Source organism: Sulfitobacter sp. THAF37 (assembly GCF_009363555.1).
Lineage (GTDB): Bacteria > Pseudomonadota > Alphaproteobacteria > Rhodobacterales > Rhodobacteraceae > Sulfitobacter.
The window spans coordinates 2,131,058-2,143,482 of the sequence record NZ_CP045372.1; the positions used below are offsets into that span (position 1 = coordinate 2,131,058).

The following is a 12,425-nucleotide window of genomic DNA, read 5'->3' on the forward strand; positions in this document are numbered from 1 at the left end:
CCGGCCCGTCCTGAACCGTTTCGATCATGCATGGCGCCGCTGGACCATCCCGCGTGCGGCGATTAGGATATGGTATGAGCCTGCCACCCGGATTCCTGGACGAATTGCGCAGCCGAGCGAGCCTGTCACAGGTCGTCGGTCGCAAGGTGATATGGGATCAGCGCAAGTCCAATCAGGGCAAGGGGGACATGTGGGCGCCGTGCCCCTTTCACCAGGAAAAATCGGCCAGCTTCCACGTCGATGACCGAAAGGGCTTTTATTATTGCTTTGGCTGTCACGCCAAGGGGGACGCGATCTCTTTCGTGCGGGAAACCGAGAATGTCGGTTTCATGGAAGCGGTAGAGACTCTCGCCCGGGAAGCGGGGATGACCATGCCCGCGCGCGATCCGAAAGCGGCCGAGAAGGCCGACAAGCGCAACGACCTGGCCGACGTGATGGAGCTGGCGGTGCGCTGGTTCCGGCTGCAGTTGCAGACAGGCGGGGCGGCGGACGCGCGGGCCTATCTCGACCGGCGCGGGCTGGACGAAAAGGCGCGGGATCACTGGGAAATCGGCTTTGCCCCCGACGCCTGGCAGGGGTTGTGGGACGCGCTGAAGGGCAAGGGCGTCTCGGACCAGATGATCCTGGATGCGGGGCTGGCCAAGCCTTCGTCGAAGGGGGGTAAGCCCTACGACACCTTCCGGGGGCGCATCATGTTCCCGATCCGCGATGTCCGGGGCCGGGCGATTGCCTTTGGCGGTCGGGCGATGGACCCGAACGACAACGCGAAATATCTCAATTCGCCGGAAACCGCGCTCTTTGACAAGGGCCGCAGCCTCTACAATGTCCGCGAGGCGCGGGCGGCGGCGGGCAAGGGGCAGCCGTTGCTGGTGGCCGAAGGGTATATGGACGTGATCGCCCTGCATGGCGCGGGGTTCGAGGCGGCGGTGGCCCCGCTGGGGACCGCGATCACGGACAATCAATTGCAGATGCTGTGGCGCATCCACCCGGAGCCGATCATCACGCTGGACGGCGACACCGCCGGTCAGCGTGCGGCGCTGCGTCTGATCGACCTGGCGCTGCCGCTGCTGGAGGCGGGGCGGTCGCTGCGCTTTGCCATGATGCCCGAGGGGCAGGACCCGGACGATCTGCTGAAGGCCTCTGGGCCGGGTGCGTTCCAGAAGCTGATCGACGAGGCGGTGCCGATGGTGCGCCTGTTGTGGCAGCGCGAGACGGAAGGCCGGGTGTTCGACAGTCCGGAGCGCAAGGCGGCACTGGACAAGGCCCTGCGCGAGAAGATCATGCAGATCAAGGACCCGTCGATCCGCAGCCATTATGGCCAGGAAATCAAGGACCTTCGCTGGCAGCTGTTTCGGCCCCAGGCGGCCCCGCGCGGCGGCGCACGACCGGCTTTTCGCCCCGGTGGCAAGTGGCAGCAGGCCCCGATGGCGCCTCTTCCCAGCACCAAGGCATCGGTTCTGGTGGGCGGCGATCAGGCCGTGACGGACCATCTGCGCGAGGCGGTGATCCTGGCTGCGGTGATCGGCTGCCCCCAGATCGCGGCCGAGTTCGAAAGCGGGCTGGAGGGGATGCTCTGCCGCGACCGCGACAACAAGGTCATGCGCGACCTGATTCTGCGTCATGCGCAGGACGGCGACGCGGTGTTGCGTGAAAAGATTTCCACCGCACTGGGGCCGGACGCCCTTGAAAACCTCATCTCACAGCGCCATGTCGCCATCACTCCGTGCATCCGCAATCCGGGCGACATCGAAATGGCCACCATGACCGTGGCCGAGGAACTGGCCAAACTGGCGGCGGCACGAGGGTTGAGCGAGGAGATCGCCGAAGCCGAGGAAGACATGGCGGGGGCGGCTGACGAAGGGTTGACCTGGCGGTTGAGCGAGGCCGTGCGCAGCGCGGATCAGGCCCGGCGGTCCGGTCAGGAGGACAAGGCGGAATACGAGGTGAGCGAGAATGGCGCGCGCATCTCCCGCGACGAACGCAGCGCGCTGGACGCGCTGTTGCAGAACATTACGTATGAAAAACCGAAGGGCCGTAACTGAGCCGTGACCTTTTTGGCAGGCCCTTTAGGAAAATGCAGGACGACGGGTTTAAGAATCGGCGCAAACCCCGCATGATTCGCGCTAGTCGAATCGCTCTCACTGATTCGCGCAACCGCGCTGGAGGACATTCAATGGCCGCTAAGGACACCAACGAAGATACCAAACGGGATGATGCCGACAGCGGTCATTCGCTGGATATGAGCCAGGCCGCCGTCAAGAAGATGATCTCTGAGGCGCGGGAAAAGGGGTACATCACCTACGACCAGCTGAACACGGTGCTGCCGCCCGATCAGGTATCGTCCGAACAGATCGAAGACGTGATGTCGATGCTGTCCGAAATGGGCATCAACATCATCGAGGACGAAGAAGCCGAGGAAGAGGACGCGAAGGGGTCCACCGAACTGGCGACCACCGACAGTGCCAAGGAAGTCGCGCTGTCTTCGGGCTCTGCCGAGAAGCTGGACCGCACCGACGACCCGGTGCGCATGTACCTGCGCGAGATGGGCAGTGTCGAGTTGCTGTCCCGCGAAGGCGAAATCGCCATCGCAAAGCGGATCGAGGCGGGGCGGAACACGATGATCGCGGGCCTGTGTGAAAGCCCGCTGACCTTTCAGGCCATCACCATCTGGCGCGACGAACTGCTGTCCGAGGACATCCTGCTGCGCGATGTGATCGACCTTGAAGCGACCTTCGGCAACCAGCTGGGCGAGGATGAGGAAACCGCGCCTGTTGTCGCCCCCGGTGCCGCGCCCGAAGCGAAACCCGAAGAGAACAAGCAGGAACTGGACGCCGACGGCAACCCCATCGCGAACGACGATGACGACGATGACGATGAACAGGCCAACATGAGCCTCGCGGCCATGGAAGCCGCGCTGAAGCCGCAGGTTCTGGAAGCTCTGGACATCATCGCCGACGATTACGCCAAGTTGAGCGAGATGCAGGACAGCCGGATCTCGGCCACCCTGAACGAAGACGGCTCCTTTACCACCACGCAGGAAGAAACCTATCAGAAGCTGCGGTCCGAGATCGTGCTGCTGGTCAACGACCTGCACCTGCACAACAACCGGATCGAAGCCCTGATCGACCAGCTTTACGGCATCAATCGCCGGATCATGCAGATCGACTCTGCCATGGTGAAACTGGCCGACCAGGCACGCATCAACCGCAAGGAATTCGTCGACGCCTACCGCGGCTACGAGCTTGATCCCAACTGGATGGAGCGGATGGCCGAAAAGCAGGGCCGCGGCTGGCAGATGTTCATCGAACGCTCCTCCGACAAGGTGGAACAGCTGCGTTCGGACATGGCGCAAGTGGGTCAGTACGTCGGGCTCGACATCTCCGAATTCCGCCGCATCGTGAGCCAGGTCCAGAAAGGCGAAAAGGAAGCCCGCCAGGCCAAGAAGGAAATGGTGGAGGCGAACCTGCGCCTCGTGATCTCCATCGCCAAGAAGTACACGAACCGGGGCCTGCAGTTCCTCGACCTGATCCAGGAGGGCAACATCGGCCTGATGAAGGCCGTGGACAAGTTCGAATACCGTCGCGGCTACAAGTTCTCGACCTACGCGACATGGTGGATCAGGCAGGCGATCACGCGCAGCATCGCGGATCAGGCGCGCACGATCCGCATCCCGGTCCACATGATCGAGACGATCAACAAGCTGGTGCGCACGGGGCGCCAGATGCTGCACGAGATCGGCCGCGAACCGACGCCCGAAGAGCTGGCCGAAAAGCTGCAGATGCCGCTGGAAAAGGTCCGCAAGGTGATGAAGATCGCCAAGGAGCCGATTTCGCTGGAAACCCCGATTGGCGACGAGGAAGACAGCCAGCTGGGCGACTTCATCGAGGACAAGAACGCGGTCCTGCCGCTGGACAGCGCGATCCAGGAGAACCTGAAGGAAACCACGACGCGGGTGCTGGCATCGCTCACCCCGCGCGAGGAACGGGTCCTGCGCATGCGCTTCGGCATCGGCATGAACACCGACCACACGCTCGAAGAGGTCGGCCAGCAATTCAGCGTGACCCGCGAACGTATCCGCCAGATCGAAGCGAAGGCGCTGCGCAAGCTCAAGCACCCGAGCCGGTCCCGCAAGCTGCGGTCGTTCCTGGATCAATAGCATCAAGAGACGGGCGCGGTGCCCGCGAGGCGTATCAAGTGTGCAAAAGGACCGGCGCTTTGCCGGTCCTTTTCGTTTTAGGGTTTGCAGTACTCGGCGCGGTGCCGTTGTTCTAGTCGCGGCGCGAGGGTGACACAGGTGTGATTAGATTTGGCCCAGCATCGGCATATCTAAATGAAGACAAACCAAGCAAAGAACCAGGCAAAGGAAGTGTCATGCGCATATTCTGCTCTGCCGCCCTTTCGGCGGCGTTATTCACCGGCAGCCTTCCGGTTGCGGCGGCTGCACAATCCTATGAAGCGATCAACGACCTCAAGGTCTATGGGCTGAGCCAGACCTCGTTCGAGGTGATCGAGGACCACGGCGAAGGGGCGCGCGGCATGTGGTGCGCGGCTGCGGATTATGCGATCCATCGGCTGGGCGTGCCCCGGACCACGCGGTTCTACGTCAAATCGCCCCGTGGCCGTTCCCAGACCGGCGCGGGTCGCGTCGGTGTCGTCTTTACAACGGATGCAGCCAGCCTGCCGGTTCAGCCGTCCCGCTCCGTCTCGGTCAGTGTGGAGGTGCCGGGCGAAGGGCTGCCGGTCTACCACGCCCATCAGTTCTGCCGGGACTACGAGATCGAACTCGACAGCATTCTGTTCCGGCGTGGCCGGTACTGACGGAAAACCTGGCGCTGCCGGACGCGGTTGATCTCCGGTTCGCGGCGGCGCTACTGTCGGGAATGTGGACACGCAGCCCTCAGGCTGGCCTGAAAGGGCGCAGGTGGGTTGCGGCGCGGCATGGAAGAATGGATGCAGACGACCTTTGACATCTCGACACGCGGTCAGGGCCTCTACCTTTTTACCCCTGAGGTCGAAACCTGGCTGGCCGGGCACGGCGACGGGCTGCTGACCCTGCTGATCCGCCACACCTCGGCCTCCATCCTGATCCAGGAAAACGCGGACCCCGATGTTCAGACCGACCTTCTGGCCTATTACCAGCGCCTGGTACCGCCAGCGGACGATCAAACCATGAGCTACCTGCGTCACCGGATGGAGGGGCCTGACGATATGCCTGCGCATATCAAGGCCGCGATGCTTCCTGTGAGCCTGTCCATCCCGGTTGCGGGTGGGCGGATGCAACTGGGCACCTGGCAGGGGCTGTACCTGTTCGAACACCGCGATGCGCCCCACCAACGGAGGGTGGCGGCGCATTTCCTGCCCGACGGGCGGTAGTCCCGCTCAGCCGGTGGGCATCAGGTGTATTTCGCGGACCGATGCGCGTGCGGGCGCATCAAGCGCGTGCATCACGGCGTTTGCCACGTCTTCGGGCGCAAGCTTGTCCGGCTTTGCCTCGTCAAAGAACCCGGTGTTGACCATGCCCGGAGAGACGACCATGCAGCGCCCGCCCCATTCGGCCATTTCATCGGCCAGGTTCCCGGCAAAGCCGTGGATGAACCATTTCGTCGCGCCATAGATCGAGCCTTTGATGTGGGTGCGTCCCGCCGCCGACCCGGTGACGACATATTGGCCGGTGGTCTTGCGCAGATGCGGCATCGCCGCGTGCGCGGTATAGAGCGCCCCCATGACGTTGAGGTCCACCATGCCTTTCCAGTCCTCGGGATCGCCGTTTTCGGTGCCCGCCTGCGAGGTGCCGCGCCCGGCATTGGCGAAAACCGCGTCGATCTGGCCGAACTTGCTGGCTGTCTTGTCCATCGCATCTTTTTGCGCGTCGTAGTCGCAGGCATCGCCCGGCAGCGCCAGCGCCGTGTCGCCGATGTCGCTTGCCAGGGCGTCCAGCTTGTCCGCGCTGCGGGCGAAAAGCGCAACATTCCAGCCTGCGTCCGCGGCGGCCTTGGCCGTCGCCGCACCGATCCCGCTGGAGGCGCCTGTGATGAAGAGGGTCTTGGTCATTGGATCGTCCTTTCTGCTCGTAAAGGAGGGCAACGCATGGGCGCAGCGTTGGGTTCAGGTCACAGCTTTGGACACAACATCTTGCGGGGCATTTCGCCACTACCCAAAACCTCGCGTTGCCCCTATAAGTTTCGGCAAGAGGGCGGATAGCCCCACTAGTGAGGCAGGTAAAAAAGGGGGATGGCTCATGCGCTGCCCGTTTTGCGGAAATATAGATACCCAGGTTAAAGACAGCCGCCCGGCGGAAGATCATGTGTCGATCCGGCGCAGACGGTTCTGCCCGGCTTGCGGCGGGCGCTTCACGACCTATGAACGCGTGCAGCTGCGCGACCTTGTCGTGATCAAGACAACCGGCAAGCGTGAGGATTTCGACCGCGACAAGCTGGAACGGTCGATCCGCATTTCCATGCAGAAACGCCCGATAGAGCCCGAGCGCATTGATCAGATGATCAGCGGCATCGTGCGCCGCCTGGAAAGCATGGGCGAAACCGATATCCCCTCGAAACAGATCGGCGAAATCGTGATGGAGTCGCTGAACCGGATCGACACGGTGGCCTATGTGCGCTTTGCCAGCGTTTACAAGAATTTCCAGGCGCCGGACGATTTCGACAAGTTCGTCGCCGAATTGCGTCCCGACCTGCCCAAGGAAGAGTGACCCGCCCGGCGGACAGCGACGCGCGGTTCATGGCGCAGGCCCTGTCCCTGGGGCGGCGGGGGCAGGGCCGTGTCTGGCCCAACCCCGCGGTGGGCTGCGTCATCGTTTCGGCGGGACGGATCGTCGGGCGCGGCTGGACCCAACCCGGCGGACGCCCCCACGCCGAGACCGAGGCGCTGGCCCAGGCCGGTGCGGCGGCGCGGGGCGCGGATGTCTATGTCACGCTGGAACCCTGCGCCCATCACGGCAGGACACCGCCCTGCGCGCAGGCATTGATTGACGCGGGCGTCGCGCGTGTTCTGATCGCGGTGCAGGATCGGGACAGCCGCGTCGACGGCCGGGGAACCGCGATGCTGCGCGCCGCGGGGATCGAGGTCTTCCAGGGCATTATGGCGAAAGAGGCCGCCCGCGACCATGCGGGGTTCTTCAGCCGGGTGCAGCAGAGCCGCCCGCTGGTGACGCTGAAGCTGGCGCAGACCTTTGACGGCCGCATCGCCACCGGCACGGGCGAAAGTCAGTGGATCACCGGACCCGAGGCGCGGCGGGCCACGCATGCCATGCGCGCACGCCATGACGCGGTGATGGTGGGCGGCGGCACGGCGCGCAAGGACGACCCCAGCCTGACGGTGCGCGGTCTGGGCATCGGCTGGCAACCGGCGCGGGTGGTGGTATCGCGCCGGCTGGACCTGCCGCTGCTGAGCAACCTCGCCCGGACGGCGGCAACGGCGCCGCTGATCCTCTGTCATGGGCGGGACGTCGACCCGACGCTGGAGCGGACCTGGCGTGGCCTGGGGGCCACGCTGCTTTCTTGTGCGGCGCGGGGCGGGCAGCTCGACCCGGTCGATGTGCTGCGGCAGCTGGGCGATCATGGGCTGACGCGGGTGTTCTGCGAAGGCGGAAGCGCGCTGGCGGCATCGCTGATCGAGGCGGATCTGGTGGACCGGCTGGTGGGCTTCAGCGCCGGTCTGGTGATCGGGGCGGAAGGCTTGCCCGGGATCGGGGCGATGGGCCTGTCCCGCCTGGCCGAGGCGCCGCGCTATGCGCTGAGCGAGACGCGCCGTGTGGGCGCGGATGCGCTGCACATCTGGGAACGCGCCTGAGCGCGCCTGTCAGCGCCCGCGCCAGAGGTGGCTTTGGCTGGCCAGCAGACCCTGAAGTCTGGACAACGCGCGATTGCCGACGCCCGCCCGCGGCAGCCTGCCGGAGGCCAGCCGCGCCACCACCACCTCGACCGGGCAGGGCAGGCCCGTCACGGGATCGAGATAGCGCGGGTAGTCGATCAGGGTGGCATGGACCAGCCCTTCCAATCCCGGCATCGCCCGTCTGCGCGGCGGCACATCGCCCAGATCGCGGGTCAGCCCCCAGCCAGCGTAGAAAGGCGCGCCCAGCGTCACCACCGGCACGCCCCGCAACAAGGCTTCGAACCCCAGAAGCGAGGTCATCGTCCAGACCGCATCGACCTGAGGCAAAAGCGCGATCGGATCGGCATGACGCAGCACGTGATCGGCCAGCGGGGATGCGTCCTCTCCGCCGTCGCGCAGCCCCGCTTCCACATCGGGATGCGGCTTGTAGAGGATGAGCGCATCGGGCTCCGCCGCCCGCACCGCGCGCAACAGGTCCGCGTTGGTCCGCACCGCGTCCGTGCCGGTGCGGATGGAGGCATCGTCCGCCACCTGTCCGGGCACGAGGATGCGCCGCCGCTTGGGCAGCGTCGACAGGTCTGCGGCGCCGGTCAGGTTGTACTTGCTCAACCCCGCGTCGCGGATCGCGTCGATCAGGTCGCGCGCGCGTCGGTGCTGGTCGGGGCGCAAGTCCGCCCGGCGTTCGATCCATTTTTCCAACCGGCTGGGGCGGGCGGGGTCATAGTAGATGCCAAGGTCGTCGCAGACCAGCGACAGGGGCGGGACCAGTTCAGCCCCCAGCCCGCGCGAGCGCAGAAATCCGTCCTCGATCCGCCAGGCATCCCCGTGGCCCACCTGTGCCTTGCCCGCCCAGACCAGCCAGCGGCGCGGGGCGGCGGCGCGGGCGCGGGCCGGGTCGTCGTCGAACACCATCGGCGTGGTGCGGCCATAGAACCGCTGCAGGGGCTTGCGCTTCCACAAGCTGATCATGGATCCGGTCCAGCCGTGGTGATCCTCGCGCCAGGCGCGGGTCTGCGCCGCCAATGTCTCCATCGCGTCCTCTAGCGGGCACAGGCGGTCCCGGTAGGGGTCGTACCATTTGGGGTAAAGGATCATCGCCGCCGCGAAGAGCTGTGCGCGGGTCAGCGCCCGCTGACGGCGCTGCACCGGGAACTCATCCGTGGTCAGTCCCCAGCCCGCATAGAAGGGCTGGCCAAAGACGCGCGGCTTGTGCCCGGCAAAGATCGCCTCGAACCCCAGTTGCGACGACACGGTATAGACGCCCACCGCCCCTTCGAAAAGCTTCCAGGGGCTGACCGGGGCCTCCAGCAGGCGCACCCGGTCATTGGTGTCCTCGGGGCCGAAATATCCCGCGCGCTGGCCTTGCGTCGCCTCGGGGTGGGATTTGATCACCACGGGGCAGCCGGGGTGTTCTTCCTGCGCAAAGACGAGCATTTCCAGAAACCGGGCCCGGTCGGCCCCCGAGGCGGTGACGGAGGCATCGCCGCGCGTCTGGTCGATCACAAGCACATAGCCGGGGGCGGGCACCTCGGCCTCCGGTTCGAACCCGGTGTATTTGGTCAGATGCGCCTCCTGCATCCGGGCGATGGCGCCGCGCGCGCGGTTCAGCAGGTTGGTGTCGTCCAGCGGATGGGAGGCAAGGATGTCTTCCAGCTCTGAGGGCTGGGCAGGGTCGAAATGCAGGCCCTTGTGGTCGATCAGCAGGCCCAGCGGCGGCTCGCCGCCGGTGCGCCCCGGATGGACCGACCGCAGCAGCGCGTCTTCGATCCAGACCACCGGCGCGCCGCGCTTTTGCGCCACCGACAGGCCCCGGTGCGCGGTGGGCGAATTGCCCCAGACCGCGACGTGATCGCCATCGCGCGGCAGGCCAAGGTGCAGCGAATAGCCCGCAAGGCGCAGGATGCGGCGCACCCGGCGCTGGGTCAGGAAACCGCCGTTGTAGACGAAAAGCCGCCGGTCCTTTTCAGGGCCGGCGGCGGGGGTGTCATAGGTTTCCGGCCCGAGAGCCATTCAGGTCATTCCGTGAGCGAGGTCAGGCTCGCGGCCGACCCGGCGGTGCCGGTGATGGCGGAAATGACCTTGCTCCACTGGGCAAAGGGCGCTTCGGTCACATAGATGGTATCGCCGTCCCGGATGACAAAATCGCGGGCCATGAACATGCCGTTGGGCTGCGTCAGATCCAGCACATAGACCATGCGCTGCACACCCTGCAGGTCGTTGCGGCCCAGGACCTGTTCGGCGATTTCCTCGGGTTCGTTGCGGAAGACGAAAACCCCGGTGGGGTCGGCAAGGCCGGCGTTCAGGCCGCCGACCTGCGCGATGCCTTCCAGCGCCGACAGGTTCTGCGTCTCGAAGGGGACGCGCGCCTGGCCGCCGGTCGCGCCCAAGGCGGTAAAGGCACGGGTGTCGGCCTCGACCAGGATGCGGTCGCCCGCGCGCAGGGCGATGTCCAGCTCGGGGTGTTCATAGAGGTCCTGGAACCAGATCTTGCCCCGCATGCCGCCACGGATGACGGTGATCTGCGCGATTTCAGGCTCGATCGCCACGCCGCCTGCGCGGGCCAGCATCGTCGACAGGGTCCGCGTGGGCCGCTCGATCGGGTAGACGCCCTGCGCGCCGATGCCGCCGACCAGCGACACGGTAGAGCCGTCGCCCGGCGCGCGGCGGACCTCGACCTGCGGATCGGGGGTCTGTTCGCCCAGACGGTTGGTGATGATGCGGCGGATTGCGTCGGGGGTGTTGCCCGCCGCCTTGATGCGCCCCGCGTAGGGGATAAAGATGAAGCCTGCGCCATCGACCTGCACTTCTTCCAGCAGGGTGGCGGGGGCGCCTTCGACGCCCAGCAGCGGATCGTCCACGTTCTCGTAGACCGTGATGCCCAGAACGTCGCCGGGCCGGATCGTATCGGACCCAAGCTGCGCCGCGTTCTTGAAGGCGTCGGAGAATCCCAGCGCAGGAACCACGCCGGTGGCGCGGGTCACGCGGTCATTGACGGAGACGACGAAGGCATCGCCTTCCTTCTGCACGGAACCTGAGAAGATCTGCCGTTTGTTCGGACCTGCCTGCGGCAAGCCGCAGGATGAGAGTACTGCAAGCGCCGCAAGCACCGCGATGGGGCGCGCCCACCGAAATTTTCTGGTTTTCACTGCCCGGTCTCCTCGACCTGTTTTATCTGCCTCGAATTCGCCGGTTTTTTCGGCGTATTTGGGGTCAGGCTACGTCAGGCCGTGCCGAAAATCCAGATGTTCAGGCAGTTTGGCTCAGGTAACGGCGCGCAACTGTTGCCTTGGGGCCGCGGTCCCGAGTTCCAGCGCCTCGTAGGGGTCCTCGGACGCCAGCATCATGTCCACCACCTGCCGCAGCAATTGCCGCCGTCCGCGTGCGGCGTAAAAGCCGCCGGGAATCTGCGAAGTTTCAAGCAGATAGCGTCGGAAATCCTTGTAGGCCCTGTTGTCGGGCCGGCTGGCACGGGCAAAGAACTCGGGCAGGGGCTGGTCCGAGACGAATTCCGGCTTGGCATAGACCGCCCGGCCAAAGACCTTGAGCGGAATTCCGCGCCACAGCACCTGCTGCCCGGCGGTGGAATTCACCGTGACCGCGCTGCGCGCATCGTTGAGCAGCTGCGCCAGCTTGCCGCCGCGCACGTAATGCACCCTGTCCGCCACGCCCAGCTTTCGCGCGAGACGTTTCAGGTCGCGGCGCACCGGCACGCGGCCATCTTCCAGCGGATGCGCCTTGACCACCAGATGATGATGTTTCGGCGCGCCCTTGGCGAAGCCGTCGATCACCAGTTCCAGAAAGTCGCTCATGGTGTCGAAAGGCGAATGCATCTGGAACGCGCTGTCGTGTTCCAGCTGCAGCAGCGCCAGGTGGTAAGGAAAGCCGCCCAACCTGATCCGCAAGGTCGCCGCAAGCCGGTCCGCCGCCAGGGCGGGCATCAGCATCAGCCGTTTGAGGTAGAGCTGGAATTCCTTGGTCACTGGCAGGCTGCGGTGGGGCTGAAAATTGCGGTAGTCACCGTTCCGGAACATCACGAACCAATGGTACAGGGCGCCATAGAAGATGTGGTGGCGCATGTCGCCCCAGTGGCCCGGGGGCAGGGGCGCCTCCATGTCGGAATTGGCAAGTGCCGTCTGCATCTGGGGAATGGTCATATCCATCAGGCGCGAGTTGCCGTTCGATCCGCCGCGTTCGTAAGTGACCCAATAGGGCCGCATGTACCCTTCCTCGAACACATGTACCGTCAGGCCACGCGTCCGTGCCTCTGCCACCGCCTGCGCATGGATCGGTCGGGTGTCGCCATAGAGCACGATGTCGGTCACGCTCTTTTCCGTCAAGAGCGTGCGGAACGTCCGCGGCCAGTCCGCCGCGGTGCCGCGAAACGGGATGTAGCTGCGCGGGTGGAACCAGAAGGCCCGGTCGCCCGCGTTGAACCCCACGCGCCAGACCTCCGCCCCCGTCAGGCGCAGCATCTTGCCCAGGCGGTTGAAGAAGGGGCCATGCGGTCCCTGCAGGAAAAGGAACACCCTGGTTTCGGGGGCGACGGGCGGCATGTGAATCCTCTGGCATCGTCGGTT

10 protein-coding genes are annotated in these 12,425 nt (G+C 65.4%); 6 read left to right on the forward strand and 4 right to left on the reverse strand.

What is annotated here, in order from left to right; all coding sequences use genetic code 11:
• Nucleotides 1-74: 74 nt before the first annotated feature.
• The 4 genes from dnaG to FIU94_RS10435 all read left to right on the forward strand — a co-directional run bounded on the left by dnaG (nt 75) and on the right by FIU94_RS10435 (nt 5,373).
• Entirely contained in the window at nt 75-2,042 is a 1,968-nt protein-coding gene (gene dnaG / locus FIU94_RS10420; protein WP_152465739.1) for a DNA primase, read from the forward strand.
• Between the two features lie 131 nt (nt 2,043-2,173).
• Entirely contained in the window at nt 2,174-4,156 is a 1,983-nt protein-coding gene (gene rpoD / locus FIU94_RS10425; protein ID WP_152465740.1) for an RNA polymerase sigma factor RpoD, read from the forward strand.
• Nucleotides 4,157-4,371: 215 nt separating this feature from the next.
• The gene (locus FIU94_RS10430; protein WP_152465741.1) at nt 4,372-4,818 is read left to right on the forward strand and encodes a hypothetical protein; all 447 of its coding nucleotides are present in this window, start codon (nt 4,372-4,374) and stop codon (nt 4,816-4,818) included.
• Nucleotides 4,819-4,950: 132 nt separating this feature from the next.
• Nucleotides 4,951-5,373, forward strand: a complete 423-nt coding sequence (locus FIU94_RS10435; protein WP_152465742.1) for a secondary thiamine-phosphate synthase enzyme YjbQ — start codon at nt 4,951-4,953, stop codon at nt 5,371-5,373.
• Between the two features lie 6 nt (nt 5,374-5,379).
• On the opposite strand, the gene FIU94_RS10440 is transcribed toward FIU94_RS10435, so the two are convergent.
• Nucleotides 5,380-6,051 (reverse strand): SDR family oxidoreductase, encoded by a 672-nt coding sequence (locus FIU94_RS10440; RefSeq protein WP_152465743.1) that lies wholly within the window; start codon nt 6,049-6,051, stop codon nt 5,380-5,382.
• 187 nt (nt 6,052-6,238) lie between these two features.
• On the opposite strand from FIU94_RS10440, the gene nrdR reads away from it, so the two are divergent.
• Both nrdR and ribD read left to right on the forward strand, forming a co-directional pair.
• On the forward strand, nt 6,239-6,706 hold the full coding sequence (gene nrdR / locus FIU94_RS10445) for a transcriptional regulator NrdR (protein WP_152465744.1): 468 nt from the start codon (nt 6,239-6,241) through the stop codon (nt 6,704-6,706).
• Entirely contained in the window at nt 6,703-7,806 is a 1,104-nt protein-coding gene (ribD, locus tag FIU94_RS10450) for a bifunctional diaminohydroxyphosphoribosylaminopyrimidine deaminase/5-amino-6-(5-phosphoribosylamino)uracil reductase RibD (protein ID WP_368407125.1), read from the forward strand. The genes nrdR and ribD overlap by 4 nt, the downstream gene beginning before the upstream one ends.
• A 9-nt stretch (nt 7,807-7,815) precedes the next feature.
• Here ribD and FIU94_RS10455 read toward each other — a convergent pair whose 3' ends face one another.
• The 3 genes from FIU94_RS10455 to FIU94_RS10465 form a co-directional block, all read right to left on the reverse strand.
• Nucleotides 7,816-9,858 (reverse strand): capsular polysaccharide biosynthesis protein, encoded by a 2,043-nt coding sequence (locus FIU94_RS10455; RefSeq protein WP_152465745.1) that lies wholly within the window; start codon nt 9,856-9,858, stop codon nt 7,816-7,818.
• A 5-nt stretch (nt 9,859-9,863) separates the two neighbouring features.
• The gene (locus tag FIU94_RS10460) at nt 9,864-10,994 is read right to left on the reverse strand and encodes a polysaccharide biosynthesis/export family protein (protein WP_152465746.1); all 1,131 of its coding nucleotides are present in this window, start codon (nt 10,992-10,994) and stop codon (nt 9,864-9,866) included.
• A gap of 114 nt (nt 10,995-11,108) precedes the next feature.
• Entirely contained in the window at nt 11,109-12,401 is a 1,293-nt protein-coding gene (locus tag FIU94_RS10465) for a capsule biosynthesis protein (RefSeq protein ID WP_152465747.1), read from the reverse strand.
• Nucleotides 12,402-12,425: the final 24 nt, after the last annotated feature.